The sequence below is a fragment of the Pseudorhodobacter sp. MZDSW-24AT genome (genome assembly GCF_002794355.1).
Lineage (GTDB): Bacteria > Pseudomonadota > Alphaproteobacteria > Rhodobacterales > Rhodobacteraceae > Pseudotabrizicola.
Window position 1 is genome coordinate 16,031 of sequence record NZ_PGOI01000009.1, and the last position, 22,806, is coordinate 38,836.

20 protein-coding genes are annotated in these 22,806 nt (G+C 58.3%); 12 read left to right on the plus strand and 8 right to left on the minus strand.

Annotated features, from left to right (window positions below):
• Positions 1 to 127: 127 nt before the first annotated feature.
• The 3 genes from CUR21_RS13380 to CUR21_RS13390 are packed head-to-tail and all read right to left on the minus strand — an operon-like array spanning position 128 to position 2,552.
• Positions 128 to 931, minus strand: coding sequence for an SDR family NAD(P)-dependent oxidoreductase (locus tag CUR21_RS13380; RefSeq protein WP_100197570.1), 804 nt, complete (start codon positions 929 to 931; stop codon positions 128 to 130).
• 19 nt (positions 932 to 950) lie between these two features.
• The gene (locus CUR21_RS13385; protein ID WP_100197571.1) at positions 951 to 1,739 is read right to left on the minus strand and encodes an SDR family oxidoreductase; all 789 of its coding nucleotides are present in this window, start codon (positions 1,737 to 1,739) and stop codon (positions 951 to 953) included.
• Positions 1,740 to 1,742: 3 nt separating this feature from the next.
• Complete coding sequence (locus tag CUR21_RS13390) at positions 1,743 to 2,552, minus strand: N-acyl homoserine lactonase family protein (RefSeq protein WP_100197572.1); 810 nt, start codon at positions 2,550 to 2,552, stop codon at positions 1,743 to 1,745.
• A gap of 160 nt (positions 2,553 to 2,712) precedes the next feature.
• Here CUR21_RS13390 and CUR21_RS13395 point away from each other — a divergent pair, with 160 nt between their 5' ends.
• The 3 genes from CUR21_RS13395 (at position 2,713) to CUR21_RS13405 (ending at position 5,643) form a co-directional block, all read left to right on the plus strand.
• Entirely contained in the window at positions 2,713 to 3,123 is a 411-nt protein-coding gene (locus CUR21_RS13395; RefSeq protein WP_100197573.1) for a carboxymuconolactone decarboxylase family protein, read from the plus strand.
• A 25-nt stretch (positions 3,124 to 3,148) separates the two neighbouring features.
• Positions 3,149 to 4,078: a sulfolactaldehyde 3-reductase gene (gene yihU / locus CUR21_RS13400; protein WP_100197574.1), complete on the plus strand. Its 930-nt coding sequence runs from the start codon at positions 3,149 to 3,151 to the stop codon at positions 4,076 to 4,078.
• Between the two features lie 86 nt (positions 4,079 to 4,164).
• A complete protein-coding gene (locus CUR21_RS13405; protein ID WP_100197575.1) occupies positions 4,165 to 5,643 on the plus strand; it encodes an NAD-dependent succinate-semialdehyde dehydrogenase in 1,479 nt (492 codons plus the stop codon).
• A 19-nt stretch (positions 5,644 to 5,662) separates the two neighbouring features.
• Here the strand turns inward: CUR21_RS13405 and CUR21_RS13410 are convergent, their stop codons facing one another.
• Positions 5,663 to 6,346 carry a GntR family transcriptional regulator gene (locus CUR21_RS13410; RefSeq protein WP_100197576.1) on the minus strand — a complete coding sequence of 228 codons (684 nt, stop codon included), beginning with the start codon at positions 6,344 to 6,346 and terminating at the stop codon, positions 5,663 to 5,665.
• Positions 6,347 to 6,469: 123 nt separating this feature from the next.
• Complete coding sequence (gene dctP / locus CUR21_RS13415; RefSeq protein ID WP_198431706.1) at positions 6,470 to 7,546, minus strand: TRAP transporter substrate-binding protein DctP; 1,077 nt, start codon at positions 7,544 to 7,546, stop codon at positions 6,470 to 6,472.
• Between the two features lie 120 nt (positions 7,547 to 7,666).
• On the opposite strand from dctP, the gene CUR21_RS13420 reads away from it, so the two are divergent.
• From CUR21_RS13420 to CUR21_RS13430, 3 genes are all read left to right on the plus strand, one after another.
• A complete protein-coding gene (locus tag CUR21_RS13420) occupies positions 7,667 to 9,769 on the plus strand; it encodes a TRAP transporter large permease subunit (RefSeq protein WP_198431707.1) in 2,103 nt (700 codons plus the stop codon).
• Positions 9,770 to 9,845: 76 nt separating this feature from the next.
• The gene (locus tag CUR21_RS13425; RefSeq protein ID WP_100197578.1) at positions 9,846 to 10,748 is read left to right on the plus strand and encodes an NAD(P)-dependent oxidoreductase; all 903 of its coding nucleotides are present in this window, start codon (positions 9,846 to 9,848) and stop codon (positions 10,746 to 10,748) included.
• Positions 10,745 to 12,112: an MmgE/PrpD family protein gene (locus CUR21_RS13430; RefSeq protein WP_100197579.1), complete on the plus strand. Its 1,368-nt coding sequence runs from the start codon at positions 10,745 to 10,747 to the stop codon at positions 12,110 to 12,112. Before CUR21_RS13425 ends, CUR21_RS13430 begins: the two co-directional genes overlap by 4 nt.
• Before the next feature lie 421 nt (positions 12,113 to 12,533).
• Here CUR21_RS13430 and CUR21_RS13435 read toward each other — a convergent pair whose 3' ends face one another.
• Positions 12,534 to 14,039: an amidohydrolase family protein gene (locus CUR21_RS13435; protein ID WP_100197580.1), complete on the minus strand. Its 1,506-nt coding sequence runs from the start codon at positions 14,037 to 14,039 to the stop codon at positions 12,534 to 12,536.
• A gap of 77 nt (positions 14,040 to 14,116) precedes the next feature.
• Between CUR21_RS13435 and CUR21_RS13440 the strand changes: the two genes are divergently transcribed.
• The 6 genes from CUR21_RS13440 (at position 14,117) to CUR21_RS13465 (ending at position 21,002) form a co-directional block, all read left to right on the plus strand.
• Positions 14,117 to 14,476 carry a helix-turn-helix domain-containing protein gene (locus CUR21_RS13440; RefSeq protein WP_100197581.1) on the plus strand — a complete coding sequence of 120 codons (360 nt, stop codon included), beginning with the start codon at positions 14,117 to 14,119 and terminating at the stop codon, positions 14,474 to 14,476.
• A gap of 359 nt (positions 14,477 to 14,835) precedes the next feature.
• Positions 14,836 to 16,095, plus strand: coding sequence for a hypothetical protein (locus CUR21_RS13445; protein ID WP_100197582.1), 1,260 nt, complete (start codon positions 14,836 to 14,838; stop codon positions 16,093 to 16,095).
• Between the two features lie 191 nt (positions 16,096 to 16,286).
• The gene (locus CUR21_RS13450) at positions 16,287 to 17,459 is read left to right on the plus strand and encodes a reverse transcriptase family protein (RefSeq protein ID WP_100197583.1); all 1,173 of its coding nucleotides are present in this window, start codon (positions 16,287 to 16,289) and stop codon (positions 17,457 to 17,459) included.
• Positions 17,460 to 17,808: 349 nt separating this feature from the next.
• The gene (locus CUR21_RS13455; protein ID WP_198431708.1) at positions 17,809 to 18,930 is read left to right on the plus strand and encodes a DUF262 domain-containing protein; all 1,122 of its coding nucleotides are present in this window, start codon (positions 17,809 to 17,811) and stop codon (positions 18,928 to 18,930) included.
• Positions 18,927 to 20,057 carry a DUF3696 domain-containing protein gene (locus tag CUR21_RS13460; RefSeq protein ID WP_100197584.1) on the plus strand — a complete coding sequence of 377 codons (1,131 nt, stop codon included), beginning with the start codon at positions 18,927 to 18,929 and terminating at the stop codon, positions 20,055 to 20,057. The genes CUR21_RS13455 and CUR21_RS13460 overlap by 4 nt, the downstream gene beginning before the upstream one ends.
• Positions 20,058 to 21,002, plus strand: a complete 945-nt coding sequence (locus CUR21_RS13465; RefSeq protein ID WP_100197585.1) for a hypothetical protein — start codon at positions 20,058 to 20,060, stop codon at positions 21,000 to 21,002.
• A 474-nt stretch (positions 21,003 to 21,476) separates the two neighbouring features.
• On the opposite strand, the gene dmeF is transcribed toward CUR21_RS13465, so the two are convergent.
• Entirely contained in the window at positions 21,477 to 22,451 is a 975-nt protein-coding gene (dmeF, locus tag CUR21_RS13470) for a CDF family Co(II)/Ni(II) efflux transporter DmeF (protein ID WP_100197586.1), read from the minus strand.
• Positions 22,448 to 22,720: a metal/formaldehyde-sensitive transcriptional repressor gene (locus CUR21_RS13475; protein WP_100197587.1), complete on the minus strand. Its 273-nt coding sequence runs from the start codon at positions 22,718 to 22,720 to the stop codon at positions 22,448 to 22,450. The genes dmeF and CUR21_RS13475 overlap by 4 nt, the downstream gene beginning before the upstream one ends.
• Positions 22,721 to 22,806 lie beyond the last annotated feature (86 nt).

The window sequence follows — 22,806 nt, forward strand, 5'->3', positions numbered from 1 at the left end:
TCTGACTTGCACGAAGGGGGGGATCCATACATGACCCGGGTCAGTTCTGATTGAAAATTTACAGTTTCCGCCTATTTTCCCATTTTGGGCGAACCCAATCTTCTTTGTTGCTTTTCTCGTTCGACAATTATCCCTTTGAGGCGATGCGTGACGGTGGCTGATCGCCCGCCGTGACGCCACCGTCGATGACGAACGACTGGCCGGTAATCATGACGGATTCGTCGGATGCTAGGAATACCGCCATCGCAGAGACTTCATCCGGACGGATCATGCGGCCCACCGGCTGATACCGTGACAGTGCAGCGAAGCGCTCTGCCACTTCATCAGGATAGTAGCGATGCAGATAGCCGGTGACAAAGGGTGTCTCGACACGAGCGGGACAGATGCAGTTCGACCTGATGCCTTCGTCTACATAGTCGATCGCAATTGCACGAGTCATCATGACAATGGCGGCCTTGGACGCGCTGTAGGCAAAGCGTTCGTGCATTGCATGCACTCCGGCGAGCGATGCCATGTTGAGCACATTGCCACCACCACGTGCGATCATGCCTGGCAGGAAGCCGCGCGTGACCTGCAGAAGGCCGCGCATGTTGACCGAATAGACGAGGTCCAGATCTTCTGGTGCCGTGTCCAGTAGCTTGCCAATGCGGATGGCGGCAGCGTTGTTCACCAGCACGTCTGGCGCGAGCCCCTCGGACTCTAACGAGGCATTCAACGCTGAAATCATGTTGGTGTCCGTGACGTCGAGAGCACGCAGGAACAGGCGCTCGCGATATTCTGACGCCACGTTCTCCGCAGCAGAAGATAGAGTGGCCTGGCTTAGGTCTGTGGCGATAACGCGCGCTCCTTCGGCAAGGAAAGCCGTGACCATCGCCATTCCTATGCCGCCAGCTGCCCCAGTGATGAGGCAGGTTTTGTCTTTCATTCTCATGCGGCTCTCCTTAGCTAATTCAAAGCGCTGACCAGCCGCCGTCGATGGGCAGCGTAGCCCCAGTGATGTCCTGCCCTGCGTCCGAGCACAGGAAGCCGATCAGGGCTGCAACATTTCCGATCCCGACAAAGCGCCTAGTGGGGTTGCGGCCCGCAAGATAGTCGGCCTCTGCCTCTTCCTCGCTTTGGCCCATTTTGGCAGCAATGCCCGCAATACGCGTCATGATATTTTCGGTCGGGACCGTCCCAGGCGAAACAGCATTACAAGTAACGCCGGTGCGCGCGAGTTCGATTGCTAGCGCGCGGGTCATGCCCAAAAGTGCCGTTTTGGTCGTCACATAGTCGATCCGGTTCTCGGCACCTCGTGCGCCATAAATCGAGGACATGTTAATGATCCGTCCCCAGCCGCGCGCCTTCATTCCGGGGACGAAAGCTCGGGCGAAATGGAAGGCAGATGTTAGGTTGACGTTAAGAGCCCGGTTCCACTCGGAAGTAGTAAAGTCCTCAACCGGTTTAAAATGCCTTATCACGGCATTATTCACTACGATGTCGCATGTGTCGAAGCGGTTTATCAGGTTGTCACACAGGTCCAAAACCGCTGCCTCGTCCGATAGGTCGGCGTCGGAAAACCAACAGCTCACGCCATGCTCCTGCTCAACGGCCCTTGCCATCGCTTGACCGTCTTCTTTTGAAGTCAGCCCGTGCAGAACTACGTTGGCTCCGCACTTGGCCAACTCGGTCAGAATGCCGTGGCCTAGAACGGTGGTTGAGCCCGAAACTAGGGCGGTTTTACCTTGAAGTTCACGCATGGCTCAGGCCTCCTTCGGCGGCACGTCTAGGCGCACCACTCGGCCCGCAAGGTCTTCAGAGGGCGGCGGGTAGAGAAACATTACTAGTGGATCATGGCCAGGGATGATGTGATCATCGCTGTCGGCCAGCTGGCGCAGTTTGCCATAGCCGTTCAGTAAATCACCCACGTGGTAGACTGCGGGGAAAGGCCTGTTGCCCCGATAATTCGCGTAAAGATGTGAGGCGTCTGAAGCGATAACGACCCAGCCGCGCTTCGTCCAGACCCGCACCACCTGCAATCCGTCGGAATGCCCGCCAGTGCGGTGCAGAGACAGCCCGTCGGCTAGCTGGCTGACATGGTCGTGGAAACAGATCCGCCCGGCGAAGTTCAGGCGGACGAAGTCCACCACATCCTCGACGTCGAACGGGTGCCGTAGGCTCGCATGGCACATGCAAGGGCCGGTAGCAAATCTGGCTTCATCAGCCTGCAGGTGGAATCGAGCGTTTCTGAAGTCGCCCAGCGTGCCAGCGTGGTCAAAATGCAGATGGGTGAGAATGACCTCATCCACCCGCTGTGCCTCAATGCTCAGTTTTTTAAGCGCAAGCGAAGGGCGCAATTCGAGGTTGCGGCCGCGACGGGCGGCAGCTTCCTCGCCGAACCCCGTGTCGATCACGAAACAGCGGTCAGATCGGCGGGCGACCCAAACATAGTAGAAGAGGTCCGAGGATGCGTCGTGCAGGTCGGTCCCACCGATGAAATTGTCAGCGCCCCGCCTGCCTGAATGGTGGGCATAGCGGATTGCGAAAAGCTCGAATGGCTCAAGGGCAGGCATTTGGGTCTCCTCGGTCGCGTACGGCGCAAGAAAGTCCCTCCGCGCAGTCTTGTCAATGCGACATACAATAGGATCATACTACAATCTTGACCAATGCAAGTGGCTGGGCGATATTGAGGGGAGATTTTTGCAATATCCCCACAGAATGACAGGAAACATCATGGCACGTCACCCACAGCTGACCGGCGAACGGTTCGAAAAGGGTCTTGAAATCCGACGCGACGTGTTGGGCGAAGCGTATGTCAATCGCTCGGTAGATGCGGCGACGGATGTGACGGCTCCACTCCAGAAGTTGGTGACAGAATATTGCTGGGGTGAGGTCTGGGGCCGCCCAGGTCTAGCGCACCGCGACCGCAGCCTCTTGAATTTGGGTATGCTGATCGCGCTTGACCGACCGCATGAATTGAAAATCCATCTAGCGGGAGCGATCCAGAACGGTGTGACGCGCGAAGAGATCATCGAAGTCGTTTTGCAAAGCGCGATCTATTGCGGAGTTCCTGCATCTCTGGATGCGATGCGGGTGGTCGTCGAAACTTTCAAGGATTTGGACAGCAAAGCAGGCGCTGCTTGAGCGACAGCTGCTAGGGAGAAATGTAATGAAAGTTGGTTTCATCGGATTGGGGACCATGGGGCTGCCCATGGCGATCAACCTAGCCAAATCGGGGTTGGAGGTTACAGGTTTCGACCTCTCGGCCGATGCCATGTCCAAGCTTGTTGCTGCTGGAGGTGCGTCTGCAGAATCAGCCGCCAAGGCTGCGGAAGGCGCACAGTTTCTCGTGACAATGCTGCCAACGGCGGCGCATGTAGACGCGGCCTTGCTAGGCGAAAGCGGGGCGATCTCTGGGGCGCCACCGGATGCCCTGGTGATCAACATGTCCACGATCCTGCCGGAAGAAACCGAGGCACTGGCATCAAAACTGGCCCTGCAACAATACCGCCTCATTGACGCGCCAGTGGGTCGGTCCGCTATAGAGGCGGCGCGAGGCGCCCTGCTAATTTTGGCCTCTGGTGCGCCTGCAGACCTTGAGGCGGCGCAACCGCTGTTTGGGGCGATGGGAAACCAAACCATCAACTGCGGAATCGTCGGTAATGGTTCGCGCGTGAAGGTGATCAACAATTTCATGGGTATCTCGCTGAACGCGCTGACGGCTGAGGTGTTGACACTGGCTGAGGCTTCGGGGCTGGACATCCGTCTGGCGCTGGACGTCATGCGCGGCACAATCGCGGGATTGGGACATATGAAGGTGACCTATCCAAACAAAGTGCTGAAGGGGGATCTGGAAGCTGGCTTCCCGGTCGATCTGGCGCACAAAGATCTCGTTCTCGCTTTGAACCTCGCCGCACGGGTTAACGCTCCCGTCTTCATGGGTGCGGCTGCGCTGCAATCCTACTCAGTCACGCGCGCCGATGGCCGCGGGCGGCAGGATTATACTGCAGTTTATTCCGTGCTTCGCGGGCTGGCCGATTTGCCGGAAGCTATCCCCTACGACTCCTCGCAGGATCAGGAATACAACCCCTTCGCCTGAAACACTTTCTGACCAGCAAGACTCTCCGTAGGCCGACGTTTGCGTCGGCCCACGGATTTTCATAATCCAACCGCAGGCGACCTTACATGAAAATCGCAGTCACTAACGAATCCCTTCTGCGCCGAGATGCGCTGGTTGATGGCAAATGGAGTGCTGCCATAAACAGTGCGCGCTTCCCCGTGATTAATCCGGCAAATGGCGAAGTCGTAGCCGAAGTTGCCTCGCTTTCCGCATCCGAAGTGGAAGCGGCTATCGCCGGTGCAGAAATGGCGCAAAGGCTCTGGGCATCAAAGACAGCGAAGGAACGTGCAACAGTCCTGCGGCGGTGGTTCGACCTGATGGTCGCGAATGCTGACGATCTGGCGCTGATTATGACAACAGAACAAGGCAAGCCGCTGGCAGAGGCTAAGGGTGAAATCCTATATGCCGCCAGCTTCATCGAATGGTTTGCCGAAGAGGCTAAGCGGATCTATGGGGAGATCATTCCCAGCCCTGTGGCCGCAAACCGCCTGAGTGTCACACGCCAGCCGGTTGGCGTAACAGCGGCGATCACACCTTGGAACTTCCCGGCTGCGATGATTACTCGTAAGGCTGCCCCTGCGTTGGCTGCAGGCTGCGCTATGGTGCTGCGGCCCGCCGATCTGACACCGTTGACCGCGCTGGCGCTTGGCGAGTTGTCACTGCAGGCAGGTGTGCCACCGGGCGTGCTGCAGATTGTTACCGGCAATTCTCGTGTTATCGGGGCAGTGTTGACCTCTAGCCCAGTGATCCGGAAGCTGTCTTTTACCGGCTCTACCGAGGTTGGTCGGGTGCTGATGGCGCAATGTGCGCCCACCATCAAACGGCTGAGCCTCGAGTTGGGCGGCAACGCACCCTTCATCGTCTTTGACGATGCCGACATTGATTTAGCAGTCGATGGCGCAATGCTGTCAAAGTTTCGCAACGCCGGGCAGACTTGCGTCTGTGCCAACCGGATTCTTGTGCAGCGTGGCGTTCTTGACGCGTTCACTGAGAGATTTGTAGCGCGTGTGGCGGCGCTAAAGGTAGGCGACGGGACAGCACCCGGCACAGATATCGGCCCGATGATCGAGGAAAAGGCTATCAAAAAGCTGGAGGCTCATATCGCCGATGCGGTGGGGAAGGGTGCGAAGTTAGTGCACGGCGGCGACCGCATGGGCGGGCTTTATCTGCGCCCTGCCGTTATCACTGGGGTGACCCCTGCGATGGCCGTGGCGCAAGAAGAGACCTTCGGTCCGCTCGCACCGATTTTTCCCTTCGACACCGAGGTCGAGGCGATTCAAATGGCGAATGACACCATCTTTGGCCTCGCCGCTTACTATTTCACGGAAGGACACTCGCGCGCGATCCGGGTGGCCGAAGCGCTGGAATACGGCATGATCGGCCACAATACTGGCTTGATCTCAAACGAAGTAGCCCCCTTTGGTGGCATCAAGCAATCAGGGCTCGGCCGTGAAGGTTCGCGTCACGGCATCGAGGAGTATCTCGAGATAAAATATGTGGCGAGCAGGGTCGGGGAACACGGGCGGGACAGCTCCCAAGCTTGAACCATTTCTCTGATTGCGGTCACTCGAGCGTTCTGAGGGCGATCGACGCTGCCTTCCGCACATGCTCTACCGCGAGCCGTCTTGCGTCCTTGGCGTCGCGGCGGTGCAGCGCATCGACCAGTTCCTGCAACTCACGCGCGCTTTGCTCGGTCCGTCCTTCTGCGCCAAGCGAAGTGGCGCGCAGCACAGTAACGCGGGAATTCAGCATGCGCAGGCTGTCGCCTAGCGTAGTGTTTCCCGCCCCAGAAATCAGGATCTCGTAGAAGGCATTTTTCGTCTTCAGCCGCTCGAGCGGGTCATTGCTGTGGGCTTGCGCGCGGAGCGCATCTAGCGCCGTTTGCAAGCGCGTGAGGTCGAGGTCGGTGGCGTTCTCGGCAAACAACTCCGCAGCCAGCCCCTCTAGCTCTGTGCGCACGCGGTAGAGATCGGAAGCCTCTTTGCGTGTTAGCTTGACTACCACCGGACCGCGATGCGGCACTACCTCGATCAATCCTTCAGATTCCAGCTGCCGCAACGCCTCGCGCACAAGGGTGCGGCTCACGCCAGTGATCTCGCACAAGAGGCGCTCAGGCAGGCGGGCTCCAGGCTGGAAATGGCCAAGGGCGATGGCATGACGGATGTTTTCAGTCACACTATGCCGAAGAGGGGCAGCGACACGTTCAACACGCATATCGGGAAGGTTGCTCGGCAGGGGCTGCGACATTCGTAAACCTTTTATTTGCGTGACTTTTCGACATTATCTTACGAGCCTACAAAATGTCAAAGCTGGCCATGCAGTTGCAAGGCCAGCTTTTACATTCTTCAGGGAGAGTTCAGCTTTCGTCGGTCACTTCCCTAGGGCTTCACGCACCCTTGCAACATACGCTTCGCCATCTACGCCAAGGCCGGCGGCAGTTTCATACCAGCCAGCATAGGCCGGCCCTGCGTATTGTTCTGCGGCAGCGGCGGCCTTTAGATCATCTGGCGCGACCCAGAGATCTGAGCCCAAGCTTTGCACTTTGGCAACGGCGGTATCGACATAGGTCTGGTAGGTCGAGAATGCCTCCTCCTGCAATTCGGCCATGGCTTCGGTCATCTGCGCCTTGATGTCATCCGGCAGTTCAGCCCAAGTATCCTTGTTCACCAAAATCACCCACCCAGTAACTGGCGACATGGCCCAGTCCTGAACATTCGGTGCCACGCGTGGCAGTTCCATCGCAGCGCCGACGCAGATTGAGGTCAAGCCGCCGTCAATAACGCCACGCTCAAGCGCGGGGACCATTTCCGACGTCGGCATCGGCACCGGCAATGCGCCGAGCGCATTCAGGAGTTCAGCTGTCTGTGGGTTGTGGATACGGATCCGTTTGCCTTTAAAATCCTCAACTGAGTGGATCGGGGTGGTGGAAAACAAAGCGGTTGGGCACCAGGCGCCATCGGCTAGCATCTCGGCGTTCCAGCGCTCGCCCCAGATCTGTTTCACGTCTTCGCGCCAGAAGGCTTCACGAACCTTTACGTATTCGTCGATATTGTTGATCAGACCCGGCAAATTGAAGATGCCCATGCGCGGTTCTTCGGCTGAGATGTAGGTGTGCAGTGCAGCCGACATCGGCAAGCGGCCATCACGGACCGCACCGGCGACTTGGTTTGGCGCGACGAGCGAATCGCTGACGGTTACCTCCACCCGGCCATCCGTGGCGCTAAGGATGCGCTCCGGCAAACCCTGCGTCATAGCGGTGTAAACATCGCCGGGCGATGTGATAACGCCCATGGTAAGTTCGAATTCGACTTCGGCCATAGCCGGGGCCACAGTGAAAATGCTGATCGCGGCAGCGCCAAGCAGGCGGCCAAGGCTGGATTTTGTATTCATTATCTTCTCCTCCTCAGGAAGTTTCATCTCAATGGTATCGCGCTGGCTGAAAGCCAAAACGTATTCCTGTATCCTCGTTCTACTAACATACGATAACACAATCTATTGTCTGTCAAGCCGAGTGCGTGTTATCAACTTCGTCAAATGAAGGGGGCACCCCATGCGGAGGAGACGGACATGACAGGCCAAAACGCGGCGCCCGCCGTGGCGCAGGGGTTTGAACCCTCAACCGACATCGCGACAAATCGGCCCGAGGACATCGGCCTGACCGGTGGCTTGTTTTTGCGGTTGACGGAGGGCATGGCGCGCGCCGCTGGGCTTTTGGGGGCAGCAACGCTCGCTTTCATGACGCTCATTGTGATCTACGAAGTTGTCATGCGATCGGCTTTCAACCGCCCGACGCATTGGGTGGCGGAGATTAGCATTTATGCCTTCGTTGCTATGGTCTTCATCGGTCTGGCCGTGAGCCAGCGCGAGAATGCTCATATTCAGGTCGAGGTCGTCATCGACAATGTCACAAAGGACACCCGCCGCACCCTTGAGTTGGTTGGGCTGTGGCTGAGTCTGATTTTCGTGGCCGTGACCGGCTGGGAGATGTTTTGCTTCACAGTATCGGAATATCAAAACGGGTCACGTGATTGGGGTCTACTGGCAACACCGCAATGGATTCCTCAAACGCCGGTCGTGGTGGGTTACCTGATGTTCGTCGCGGCCCTGCTTGGTGGTATTCTGCGCAAAACGGCACCCACGGAGGTATGGCGTCAATATGCGTTGCCCGCCCTTATCGTGGCAATCGTGGTTGGTCTCGCTATCGTTGGCCTGCGTGATCAGCGGTTCTTTGGAACCAGGATGGATTGGGCAACCCTGATTCTAGTCGGCGGTAACGTTCTCGCCGCTTTCGCCTGGAGCGGGACACGCGTCGGTCTGGTTACTCTGGGCATTTTGGTGTTGATTGGAGGCGCATTCTATCTGACGCTTTCGATGGGCGCGCTCGGGACGGGGCTAGTTCTAGTTATCGCGCTGCTTGGCCTTTTGCTGATAGGCGTGCCGGTTGGGGCGACCATGGGTCTGATCGGGCTTCTGGGCCTGATGTTCATGATCAAATCACCGCAGTTGCCGATTTTGGCAGACCGGAGTTGGTCTTCGATCAACTCTTTCACTCTAACAGCCGTGCCGACATTCGTGCTGATGGGGGCTTTCTTGGTGCATTCCGGAGTGACTGTCCGACTGTTTGACATGCTGGTCACATGGCTGGGTCGCACCCGTGGCGGCCTAGGTCATGCCACAGTCGGCGCATCTGCCATCTTTGCTGCAGTCTCCGGTTCCAGCCTTGCCACCGCCGCAACGCTGGGCCGTGTCGCTGCACCCGAAATGGTCGGCCGCGGTTATTCCAACCGCCTAACTTACGGGCTCGTCGCTGCTGGAGCGACGCTGGGCATCCTGATCCCACCCTCGATCGCCATGATCATCTATGGCAACAGCGTTGGTGCTCCGATTACCGTGCTCTTCGTAGCCGGTATCATTCCTGGACTGCTCCTTGGCGCGCTTTTCTCGGTTACAGTGCTGATTTGGTCCTATGTCTCACCACAGGCCGTGCCCAAGGGTGAGGCATTTCCGATGTCGGCCAAGATCAAATCACTGATCGCAGTCTTGCCCTTCCTTACGCTCATCTTTGCAGTCCTTGGCTCCCTCTACTTCGGCATCGCAACACCCACCGAAGCTGGTGCTGTTGGCGCCGGTGCCGCATTCCTGCTTTGCATCCAGCAAGGACGGATGAACTTTCAGGATCTATACCTCGTTCTTTATGACACGGTGAAAGTTACATCCTTCATCATGCTAATTGTTATTGGTGCCTCGATCTTCGGCTGGGTCTTTGACTTCCTCAGGCTGCCCCGTGCCATGGTAACCGCCGTAACAGAGGCGCAGCTCGCACCTTGGATGGTGCTGGTAGTTATCTGCGTCTTTTACATTGTGCTTGGCATGTTCGTCGAATCGATCTCGATGATGTTGATGACACTTTCGGTAACCTATCCGATCATGATGGCCATCGGTGTAGATCCGATCTGGTTCGGAATTGTCTTGGTCATTCTGGTTGAAATCGGGCTGATCACACCGCCGGTCGGTATCGTCCTGTTCATTCTGCGTGGGATGAGCGACGCGCCATTGCGCGATATCATGATGGGCACCGTGCCCTTCATCGTTCTGATGCTGGGCTTCATCGCACTGCTGTATATCTTCCCGCAGATCGTGCTCTGGCTGCCGCAGCAGATGGGCGGCTGAGGCCGCCCCTCCTTCCCGGGCGCGCAGCTCGCTGTCCGGAAGCTCCTCTTTCCCACTCGTAGAATGGAATATAGACATGAGTCTTACCCTTGGATTCGTCGGCATCGGCCGGATGGGCAACCCTATGACACGCCGCCTGCTAGCGGCCGGCCACTCGGTCTACATCTATGACCCGAGCTCCGCAGCCATGGATGCCCTAGCCGAGGCCGGTGCGCATCCGGCCGCTTCTCCGGCCGAAGTTGCATCCAATGCTCAGATCGTGCTGCTCTCGCTCCCGACACCTGATATCGTGAAGAAGGTTGCCTTGGGTGATGGAGGCTTGTCCGAAGGTAAAGGCCTGCGGATCGTCATCGATCTCTCCACCTCGGGACCGCGCGGCGCGCAGGCGCTGGCTGAGGGGCTGGCGGCCTACGGGGTCGCGACCGCTGACAGTCCGGTCAGCGGTGGGGTCGCAGGGGCAGAGTCAGGTAAGCTTTCGCTAATGACTGCTTGCGCTCCAGAAGTCTTTGACGAGATCCGCCCGATCTTGGAATGCTTCGGCCGCGTGAACCATGTCGGCGATCGGCCAGGGCAGGCGCAGCTGATCAAGGTCATTAACAATCTTATGTCCGTCACCGCTCTGGCCGTCGCCTCAGAAGGCTGCGTCTTGGCTCAGAAAGCTGGCGTCGACCCTGCAAAACTGATGGAGGTGGTGAATTCGGGCAGCGGACGATCCAACGCCTCGGAAGATAAGATCCCGAAATATGTCCTGACCCGCAATTTTGACTTCGGCTTCGCACTGGCCCTTTCTGCCAAGGATGCCCGTCTGTGCTTGGACGAAGCTGACGCTCTGGGTGTCCCGATGATGGTCGGCAGTGCCGCCCGCCAGCTGCTTCTGGCGACCAAGGGCCAGTTCGGCGAAGATGGCGATTTGACCGAAATGGTCCGCACTATCGAGACTTGGGCCGGGGTTCAGGTCAGGGGCGGCACCATCGGATGATCCCTTCTGTATCCGATGCATTGGCTGGCTTTGCAGCCGGCGATATCATCCTGCCCGATGCGGTGATTAACGAAGCGCAGCGTTCCATCTTAAACGGCATCGCCACTGGCCTTGCCGGCAGCGCCGACCCTGAGACACTGCCCGCCCTCCGCCTTGCATCGCGCTTCTCTGGTCCAAGGTCCTGCGGATTGATCGGGCGGACAGATCGGCTGGACCCACTCGCAGCCGCATATATCAACGCGCTTAGCATAAACGTTCACGACTTTGACGATACCCATCCAGGCACCATTCTGCACCCTACCGCTCCAGTCTTGCCAGTCCTGATGGCCCTGTCCGAGATCATGCCAGTGAGCGGTCGCATCTTAATAGAGGCTTTTGCTGTTGGCGTCGAAGTGGAATGCCGGATCGCCAATGCCGTCTCACCTGGCCATTACCGGCGCGGATGGCACATCACAGCCACCTGCGGTGTTTTCGGCGCAGCCGCAGCGGCGGCACGAGTGCTGCGGCTTAACGCTGAGCAAATGCGTCATGCATTCGGTATTGCTTCGGCGCAATCCTCGGGGTTGGTCGAAACCCTTGGCACAATGGCAAAAAGCATAGGTGTCGGCAATGCGGCGCAGAATGGTTTGCGCGCCGCCCTTCTGGCTCAGGACGGCCTCAAGGGCCCTGACTTGCCGCTCGAAGGCCCGCGCGGGTTCATCCATGTCACCGCCGACAATCCGCTTCTCGACAGGTTGACTGAGGGGCTGGGCCAGACATGGGAGTTATTGCGCAACACTTACAAACCCTATCCATGCGGCGTGGTTCTCAACCCAGTCATCGAGGCCACGCTTGAACTGGTGGCAGAAGGTGCCGGACCCGAAGGTCTGGTTCGCGCGACTGTCAAGGGACATCCCCTGCTTGCCGAGCGCGCCGATCGCCCGACGATCCGGTCCGGCCGCGAGGCTCAGGTAAGCGCTCAGCATGCTGTGGCGGCCGTGCTGTCGCGCAACTCGGCGGGACTGGCGGATTTCTCCGACGCGGCTGTTGCCGACCCTGCGATCACTACACTGCGAGACAAGGTCATCGTGCTTCAGGATGCCGCGATGCCAGTCGGGGCGGCCGAACTGGTATTTGAATATGCGCAAGGCGTTCGGATCGGTCGCCTCGTGATGAATGCGAAGGGCGACAGCGCTAGGGCGCTCACAACCGAAGACATCGTTGCAAAGCTCGAACGTCTAACGTGCGATGCCAATCTGGACATTTCAACGGATCGACTGTTGGCAGTTGTTATGAAATTACCAGATATGGAAGATGCGTCAGATCTCATGCGCGCGTGCACACTCGACCGATCGACTCCGAAAGTGATGCTTAGTCATAATTAGCAGATGGTAAGACTGATTACCAAAGGGACTTCAGCCGCTTGCGCAGTCTGCCCACTGTCGTGACCAAAAGCGGAAACCTTGGTGTCTTGGCGGTGCAGAAAACGTAGGCAGACCAAATCAGCAACCCACTCAGGTCCACGCTGGAGGAAAGTTCAGCGATAGGTCACTAGAGCACTGGCAAGTGGATTTTCAGAAGTGTCTTGTCCAATCCTTCAAACTCATCCAGCTGAATCAGGTCCTACAACTTTGCCCATTTCTGCACCCACATCCCTGCCGGTGCGCGACCAAGCTACATGGGAAAACAAGCCCCAACACACAATAAGCGGTGGCTTTGTGGGCCGTTGAGATCTTCACAGCGGTAGGCGATGGGGACCCCACGCCGCACATGGGCTGCTTGGCGTGGGGTTGTGATGCAGCGCGATCAGTCGAACAGCGGCACCGCGACGTCCGCCGTCTCGAAAAGATAGTCGCGCGAGGCGACGATCTGGTTGCGCAGGGCGGCAATGTCATGCCCGACGATGGCGCCCTTCCATTTCTTGATCTGGCCTGCCACCAGCACGCTTTCCACGTTGGAGCGTTCCATCAGTGTCACCACCGCACCGGCGGCGTTGTTCAGGGGTGCTACGTTCAGCGCGTCGGCGTCCAGCAGAATGATGTCAGCCTCCTTGCCGGGGGTCAGCGATCCGGTCTTGTGGTCGAGCTTGAGGCCTGCAGCGCCGTTGATCGTGGCGAAAGTGATCGCGTCGCGCACGCTCATCAAGGCGGGAGCTGCCTCCGGACCCTGTTCCAGCGCGGTCTGGTTGGCCATCATCCGCTGCACGGTCATCAGGCCGCGCATCTGGGTGAAGAAATCCGCCGTCATGGTGCATTCCACATCGACTGAAAGCGATGGGGCCATGCCCATGTCAATCGCCTTCTGGATCGGGGGCATGCCATGGCGCATCTGCATCTCGATCGGCACCGCGAGCGAGACATGCGCGCCCACCTCTTGCGCGCGGGCCCAGGCCGCATCGGACATGCCGGTCATGTGGATGAACAGGTGCTTGTCGGTGTAATGCGGGATCAGCGCGTCCATCGTCTCGCGCATGCCCAGAGACCCCACCACATGCAGGCCGATCATCAGGTCCAGATCCTGTGCCAGCCGCCATAATTCAAGCGGATCGACGCCGGGCAGGTAAACTTCGCCGCCCATCAGCATGGTCAGCAACTGATCGTCTGAGGCGAAATACGTATCGCGCAGGCGGCGCGCGTCGCCGGGATAGGCGAGGTCGGGGCCATAGCCTTCGAAATAGCCAAAGACGCCACGGCGGCCCACAGCCTGCATCCCGGCGATCACCGCATCGGAATGGGCCGGGGAATGGTGGATCTGCGACACGTCATGCACCGTGGTCACACCGGCATCAAGCTGACTGAGCCCGCCGAAAAGCTGCGCGATATAGACGTCTTCAGGACGGTAGAGTTTTGAGAATATCCCCAGAATGTCGTCCAGATAGGTCGGCTCGCCGGGGCGGGTCGGATCGGCGAACATAATCCCATTGGGCAGATATGACCGCAGCGATGTCTCGAACTGGTGATGGTGGGTATCGACAAAGCCGGGCATGACGATCCGGCCCGTGGCGTCGATCACTGCTGCATCAGGGGCGTCGATCTGTGGGGCCAGTTGCAGGATGCGGCTGCCCTCGATCAGCATATCGCCGGTAAAATCACCGATGGCGCTGTCTTGGCTCAGGATATGTCCGCCCCGGATCAGCGTGCGCCGTCCGGCGTCGCCAACTCCGCTTGGCATTTCTTGCGCCGCTGCCGGGCGCGTCAGGAAGGCGGGCAAAAACGCCGCCGCCGCCGCAGAGGCGAGCGCACCGCGCAAGAACGCCCGGCGCGTCGGATTGCGATGGGGCTGCGGGAATCCGGCCTTGCAAAGATTGCACATTGTGATGATCCAGTGTGGTTACTATTTGGAACCAGGACACTTAGAGTAAGCGTCAGATCGCACAAGGAGACACAGAAATGAAACTAGGGAACATGTCTGTGCCCGGGGAGTGCGCGCGCATCACGCCGATCCTGTCACGCGTTGGCGACAAATGGACCGTGCTGATCATCCTGATCCTGTCCGAACGGCCAAAACGCTTTAACCAGATCCGCCGCGAGGTCGAAGACATCTCGCAGCGGATGCTGACCATGACGCTGCGCGGGCTGGAGCGGGATGGCTTGGTCGCGCGCAAGGTCTATGCCGACAAGAACCCGCCTTGGGTGGAATACCGGCTGACCGATCTGGGCCAGACGCTGGTGAAGCCGCTGTTTGCCCTATGCGAATGGGCGGCCGAAAATTGCGACACGATCGAGGCCAATGCCGCAAGGGAGACGTAAAGGGCGGAAAGCTGCCATTCGTCTCACTCTAGACAAACGGCGGGAATGCACATTTTAGCTGCCGGTCGGCGCGCCGCCCTGGCCGAGAGGAAGGCCGACAAAACTGCCGTTCGCCCACCGCCATCCAAAGGTAGCTTTGGCCTGCCTGCTGATTGGCAGCTGTCCGACCTCACCGACCTGAAGCCGTCTTCAACATGGGACACCCGACCAAGCGCTTCCGGCAGCAGTAGACAACGAGTCTCGTGAGTTCTACGGCAATGCGGCTATTGGAATTGACGTATAATGCAATAGTCTTAGGTGGCGCTTGCCTTCCGCACTGGGCTAAGTGGGACACTTTTCCAAAGGATGGTTGATAGTCAATGAGTAAGGCCGTCCTGATTCAGAGCGATGCGACTCAGTGGCTGGATCATTTCGGGATTTCAGATCGCGCCAATGCAGCAAAGTTGCTCGCCCTCGTAACGCTCGTTCCGAGTGACCTCCTGCGCGAGAAGATAATTGGACTGCTTGAAGAACGACTGAAGAGCGAACCAGGTCCGGTCGCTTTGTTCAATGAGTCCGAGCGTCGAAAGTGGAAAGGTGAGCCAAATCGGCTCTTCAAAAATGAAGAGAAGCGCGCCAACTCCGCACGGAAGGGCAAGAGGATTGTCAGAACGGTCGGAAGTAGAGGGCCGGCCCTCGTTCCGCAGCAGCGCTACATCGACGAGTTGATCGGCAGCGAAGGTGTGGTGGGGAACATCCTCACGCAGTTCCGCAAGACCCACCAACAGAATGTCTTCCTCAGCCCAGGCCCGGACACGTTTCGAAGCAAGTGCATCCGCCGGTTTATTTTGGTTACCGATTTCATCGGTTCGGGCTCGCGCATCGAAACCTATCTCGACGCGGCATGGAGAAGCACTTCAGTCCGCAGCTGGTGGTCGCGACGTGGCGCTGCTGGACTGCACTTCGAGGTCGTCGCCTACGCCGGAACAGAGGCGGGCATCGAGCGTGTGAAGAGGCATCCTAGCCAGCCACAGGTCTTCGTCGAGATGCGCTGTCCGACGATCCGGACCTCCTTTCCACCCGGAGAAGCAGCGCGCATGGAAGATCTCTGCATCCGCCACGCGCCCCCGGATTCGAAGCCTCTTGGCTTCGATGAGATCGGCGCGCTCATCGCGTTTGGTCATGGTATGCCTAACAACGCTCCAGCGATGTTCTGGAAATCAACCCGCTTGAGGCGAGCACTCTTCCCTGAGCGCACGACAATCTCGGCCGGCTCTCCCTTTCAATCCGTTTCGGTGCAGGCGCATGAAGAAGAGCGCTTGAAACTAGCGGCGCAAACTAGCGTGCCCGCTCGTCCTATCGTTCCGCTGGATATCGAGACGATCGTATTGTCCGCGCTCCGAAGGTCACCGCGACATGCCGAAGCGGTATCGGGACGATTGGGGCTCGAACTCTTTAGGGTGCGCGCGGCTTTTGTCGAGCTCCGCCAGCGCGGTTGGATTGACCAGTACCAGCAGCTCACGGAACGGGGGCGGGTGGTGGTGAGGCGTTTGGCGAACTCGGAGGCACAGGTGGTCCTTCCCAAACTGAACGAAAAGCCTTACTTTCCAGAATCGCTGAGAATGCCGCGCGATGTCTAGTGGTTGCCGGTTGCGGCACCGTTGGGGCCATCGTTCAGCGATGGACGAGGTCTCTGGGCCGTCGATTGCGACGTGCTCACGGTCAAGCTGGTGCTTGATGCTAACCTCGATCGAAGCACACGACCTGCGGTCGGCGCTGCGCGTGCCTCGCTTGTGCTCCGATCGAGGTCACCCTGTCGGGTGAATAGTAGATGAACGATTGGCATTCTCAGCACTATCTCGATGCAGGGCGCCAAGCAGGCATTGACGAGGAGCTTCTGCAACGTGCGGTCGCGGCGGCGGAATACACGCTCACCCGTCCGAACCATGGACCACCAGTTCTTACGATCGGGCATTTGGCGCAACTCTGCGGCGTAGAGACCGGCCTACTCCATGCTTACGTCGCGAGGGAAGGGGACGACCCGTATCGAGAATTCACGATCCGGAAGCGCCCTATCCCTGGAGAAGCGCCTCGCTACCGTTTTATCGCTGTACCGGAGCCGAGACTGCTACAGGTCCAGACGTGGATCGCTACTGAGATCTTGCGACAGGCCCCCTGTCACGGGGCTAGCAAGGCATTTGCTCCTGGAAACCGCCTGATCACCGCAGCGGGAGTTCACTGCCGTGCGCAGTGGATGATCAAGATCGATGTGCGTGACTTTTTCGAGTCGATCACCGAAATCGACGTTCACCGAGTCTTTCGCGAGCGAGGGTATCAGCCGCTTGTCGCGTTCGAGCTCGCTCGGATCTGTACGCGTCTTCGGGACGATCACAGGCATCCGACCAGCTTCCTACCTCAGCGCCGAAAGCCAAAATACTATGGTGGAAGTGGATACTCCGTCTATCCACGCACTCTCATTGGCGTGCTTCCACAGGGCGCACCGACAAGCCCGATGCTGGCCAACCTTGCCGTGCGAGATTTGGACGAAGTCTTAACCTCGCTCGCATCCCAGTTTGGGCTTCGCTATTCGCGCTACGCTGACGACCTTACGTTCTCCACCCGAAGGAAGTCCTTCGGCCGCGCCAGGGCGAAGGATGCGATCGGTCAGATCTACCAGGCCCTCATCAATCGTGGGCTGTCGCCGAACCGTGCGAAGACCGCGATCGTATCGCCAGGGGCGCGAAAAATCGTTCTGGGTCTGCTCGTGGATGGGACGCGGCCTCGTCTCTCTCGCGAGTTTCGTTCCAGGCTGCGGATGCATTTGTACTTCGTGGCGCATCCCGATCACGGGCCGGCGCAGCATGCGAAGATGCGGGGGTTCGCGTCGGTGGAGGGTCTCAGGCAGCACTTGCTCGGCTTAATTGCCTTCGCCGGCCAGATAGATGCTCTCTTCGCCGATTGGTGTCGAGCCGAGATGCGGCGCGCCAACTGGCCTCTCACATAAGCTCATTGCGCATGTATAGCCCGAACGATCAGCCCTCTTGGTGCGCGACCCAACCTCCGCGAACGGCCGCTTCAAAGAGGCAGAGCAGAAGTTGCGAACAGCTGAAAAGGGCCGGGCATGTCGATCCTGTCACCATCTTCGCATCGGGCGGAAAGCAGACTGATGGCTGTGCAGCGTGGTAGGCGCAACAAAGTCGTGAAAGCGGTCGGTCATGTAACGCTCGGCGAGGTGAACTTGTGCTGGTTCTGAAGCGCGGACGACCGCGCGTGTTGACCGCCCGCTGCGGCGCGTCGGGCTTCCTCTACCGACGAAGTATGATACGTCTGGAGCAGACTGAAGGGAGTTCACGATGGTAAATTTGTCGAATGCCGATTCGGACAATGACGATGTCGAGGGGCTCGACTTGGAACCAGAGGCATCTCGTAAGGATTATCCTCTGGAAGACGTAATGGTCAGAACCGAGACGCGCTCCGCTCGCGAGGTTGTGGAACGCATCGGCAAAGGCCGCTATATCATGGATCCCGAATTCCAAAGGGCATTCGTGTGGGACGTCGAGAAGCAGTCAAAGCTCATTGAGAGCTGCGTCATGCGCATTCCACTTCCTGTATTTTATGTGGCAGAGGCGACGGATGGCCGCATTATCGTTGTCGACGGACTGCAGCGCCTAACGACCTTCTCACGGTTCCTAAATAACGAGTTCAAGCTTAGTGGCCTGAGTCCCAAGCAAGGTACTCCGCACTATTTGGAGGGAAAGTTCTTCAAAGATCTTGAGCCGAGGCTACAAGAGCGGATCGAAGACACTCAGCTGGTACTGTACATTCTCGACAGGAAGGCACCCGAGGCTGCTCGCCTCGATATATTCGACCGTGTGAACAGCGGGTCGCCGCTCACCCGTCAGCAGATGCGCAACGCGCTTTATTCGGGAAATGCGACGCAATGGCTGCGGGAACAGGCTGCCTCTGTGGAGTTTCAGAAGGTCAACGCAGGGTCCTTAAAGTCAAAGACCATGCGGGATCGAGAAGCCATAAACCGTTTCGCCGCGTTCTATTCTTTGGGCCACAAGTCCTATGTGAGCGGTGAGATGGACGAGTTCCTGGCGCGGGCGCTTGCGCATATGAATTCAGCCTCCCCCTCGGAACTTGGTGAAATGCAGGACCGTTTCCGCCATTCCATGAAGTGGAACTATCGTCTTTTCGGCCTGCAGGCTTTCCGGAAATCGCTGCGGGATAATAATCCCAATGCACCGCGCACCCCGCTGAATATCTCCATGTTCGATGTCTTCTCACTTTGTTTCGCCAAGATAAGCGAGAACCATCTGTTGGCGGATGAAGCGGGCTTCAAAAACAAGGTGATCTCCCTGATGCAGGACGATGCATTCGTCTTCCAGGTCAGCTACTCGACCAACAGTGGGAGTCAGGTGACGGGCCGGTTCGAAAAGGCATTCGAGAAATTCGCGGGATATTTGGTATGAGCTTTCGTATATCTGTCGAGGGTTTCAAGTGCTTTGATCACCTTGAACTCGACCTTTCGGGTCTGACACTTTTTACTGGGTTCAACGGCGCGGGAAAGTCCACCGCGATTCAGACCCTGCTTCTGGTGAGCCAGTCGCTTCGCATCGCGCCCAATGGCGACAGGATCGATCTGGACGGACCTTTGCTGCATCTCGGGACCGCACATGACGTTGCGAGATCAGCGAGCCAAGGACGCATCGCGATCGCTTTCGAAGAGGATGGCGTCCAAGCGATGTGGAGCCTGACGGCAGAGCGCAGGGTCCGCTACCTCAAGGTCGAGAAGGCACGGTTCTTTGCCGATGGCGAAGCCCTCGAGACGATACGTGTCGCAGCGCCCATCGGCCATGCCGCATCGGCCTTGTGCGAGAAGGTCAGTGGATTGACGTTCCTCGGTGCTTCGCGGCTGTTCTCCAACACGGCCTGGCCGTCCCCGCCGATCACGACACCTTTTGGCGATGTCGGGAAATCGGGGGAGTTCGCGCCTTATTGGCACTTTCAGATCGCGGATGAGGAAGTCCCCGAGGAGCGTCGGCATCCGGGCGAGGAACGCACAACCGTGCGTGGCCAGGTCGATGCCTATCTGTCGCAGCTTTTCCCCGGTGCGATGGCCAATACCGACCAATTAATCGGGTCAGATCTGATTAGGCTCGATCTCGCACTTAGATCCTCGGGATGGGTGAGGCCGGGAAACATCGGCTTCGGATTGACTTACGCCTTTCCCTTGATCGTCGCGATGCTGGCCGCCCGGCCTGGACAACTGGTGATCGTGGACAGTCCGGAAGCGCATCTTCACCCACGCGCCCAATCGGAATTGGGAAAGATCGTCGCACGGTTCGCGGCAGCGGGTGTACGCATGCTGGTCGAAACCCATAGCGATCATTTTCTTAATGGCGTCCGCCTTGCCATCCAGCAGAGGTCATTGGCTCCAAGCCAGGCAGCAGTATATTTCTTCCGCGGCGCTTCCCAACAGAACCATGGTGTTCAGAAGCTGAATATTGATGATAGCGGCGAGATTGATCGCTGGCCGCCGGGCTTTTTCGATCAGGCAGAAAGCGACCTTGGCCAACTTCTCGGGCTGTTGGACTAGATGGATATCCACCTGAACGATCTGTCGCTTGGCGGCCAATTCGACACGCGCGAACAGGCAGTTGACGCGCTTCTTGGTATCTTCGCAAAGGCTCAGAAGCGAAGGTTCAGATTAGTGATCTCGCGGGGACTGCTTTCCAGACCTGCTGTCGGGACTATGTCGCTGAACAAAATAGTCGCAGCCGCGCGCCAGACGGAACGGGCGCTTCTCCTCAACTGGCTTGGAAAGAGCGGGCCGTTCTCCGATGATGAACCGATGGAAACGGTGGATGACGTTTGGTGGTTGGATGAGGATGATGTCACCGATCAGGGTTTGGGCGCTGCCGGGCGGAAGCTTCTCGTCGGCGAGGCCGCGTCTTCCTTCAGCCTGACCCACGGATCGTCTCCCCGGTTCGAGAGATCGCCTTTGGAGGTGCTGCAGGGCCTGCCTGGTGAGCCGCTTTGGATCGCCTCGGTGGTCAATCATTGGGATTTGGCTGGGCTGGAAGCTTTGGACAGCTCGATCGAAGTGGAACCTGAGAACTGGGACAACTTCATTTCCGCCTGCATCAGCCGCTATCCCAACCTGATGATCGATGAGCAGAATTTCACCGCAGGGCTCAAGAAACACCCCTTCCATAGAAATGTCGTTCGTCGCGGGTTCGTGCTGCTCAAGGTGCTCGACGATCTCGCAGGAGGTATCGGCAGCGATGGCGCCCTGTCCGAACCTGCCCTGAGATTGCTCGAGGACTATTTCCAGGGTGGCAAGGCGTTGTTTTCCGACGAAGAGCCGCAGGACAAGCATGTGTTCAATTTCCGCGACAACAGCAACGGGGGCGATGTCTATTGCTCTTGGCACGGAAAAGTCAGAACTCCCCAATTTCGCCTACACTTTCAATGGCCGGTTCCCGCGGGGCAGAGCTACATTAAAGTGCTGTACTTTGGGGAGAAATTGACGAAGTGGTAGGCGATGGGGAGTGTCGAGTGATGACTTCGATCGATGGGTGGCATCATACCTTGGGAAAGCACCAAGCGCTTGGTTCAGTCTGCTTCGCGGCCATCGTTGTCTGGACATTGCTGGGGCGTCGGCCGAGTGTCGGCTTTCGGGGATGCGGCCGCGCAGCACCGACGAGGCTCGACCGGCGGCTCGGGGCCGAGCACGTCGACGTCCAGGAGATCGACGGAAGGGGCGGAGAGCGGCCCTAAACAAATCCGGGAATGAGATTACTCTCTGTGCGAGAGCGGTCATTCGGTTTGAAAACCAGATTTCAACGCCTTGCCCGATGGGTAGCTGCACCAGATGCCACCATAGGAAGGTGTTTCAGGTTGTTTCCCAGCAGGTCGACCAATCGGGGACAACAGCACGTTGACACCGGTGTGTTTGCCTTACGCTGTGGCTCGACATGAATTGTGACTATCGCGTCGAGTGCCGACGCGCAGGTCATGCCGCGCGCATCTGCACTTCAATCGTGACATGGGACAGCTCTGACAAGCCTGCCAGGCGGCGGCGATATTCCCCGACGGCCTGCGGCTGTGTGCTGATGATCGAAACGATGGCACCGTGATGGCCGGGGCCAAGTTTCCAAACATGCAGATCGGTGATCTCGTCAGCTTCAGTCTCGATGGCTGAACGAATCTCATCTGGAAGGTCTTCGTCCTTGGACAGGTAATCTACCAGCACTGCCCCACTGTCACGCAGCAAGCCCCAAGACCAGCGCAGAATTACAAGCGCGCCGACGATACCGATGACCGGGTCCAGCCAAGTCAAACCATAGCTGCGCCCTACCAAAAGCGCTGCGATAGCCATGACAGAGGTCAGCGCATCCGCAAGGACGTGCAGATAGGCCGCTTGCAGGTTGTTGTCCCGACCATAGGACGGACTGTGGCGGTGATGATCATTCTCATGGTCATCGTGCTCGTCGTGGCCATGATCATGCGCATGGCCGTGATGATGGTGGTGATCGTCCTTGAGCAACCATGCGCTTAGAAGGTTCACGAGCAACCCGATCGCCGCGACAAGCATCGCCTCGTCAAAGCGGATTGCAACCGGACTGTAGAGTCGCATCAGGCTCTCCCAACCGATGAGAAGCGCGACAATGGCTAGAACGGTCGCACTGCCAAAGGCGGCCAGATCGCCCAATTTACCCGTTCCGAAGGTAAAACGCGGGTTGCGCGCGTGTTTGCGGGCATAGCGATAGGCAAGGGCCGTGATCACAAGGGCCGACGCGTGGGTGGACATGTGCCACCCATCGGCCAGTAGGGCCATTGAACCGTAAATCGTCCCTGCGGCAATCTCGGCCACCATCATTGAGGCTGTCAGGGCAATGACCACCCATGTGCGACGCTCGTTGCGCTCGTGATTCTTCCCAAGAAAGTTGTGATCATGCGGTGCGCCCGCGTTCGAAACGAGGGTCATTTCATGTGTCTCCGCATCACTTCCATCAACTCCGTAGCGCCTGCCGCACGTTCCTTATCGGTTTCAGCCTCGACCACATGGCTGAGCAGGTGATCTTCCAGCAATTCAAGCATGAGACCATTCGCCGCCCCGCGGACCGACGCCGCGAGGTTCAGGACTTCAGCGCAGGGCGCTTCGGCCTCAAGGGCGCGCTCAATCGCCTCCATTTGTCCCCTCAGGCGTCGGACGCGGGCGATCAGGGTCGATTTGTGATGTGATGTGTGGCTCATAGCATAGGGTCCTACCCTATATTTAAGCGGGCCTCAACAGGAATTCAACACTCTGTTGTTGTCCACACTCCAACATAACAGATGGG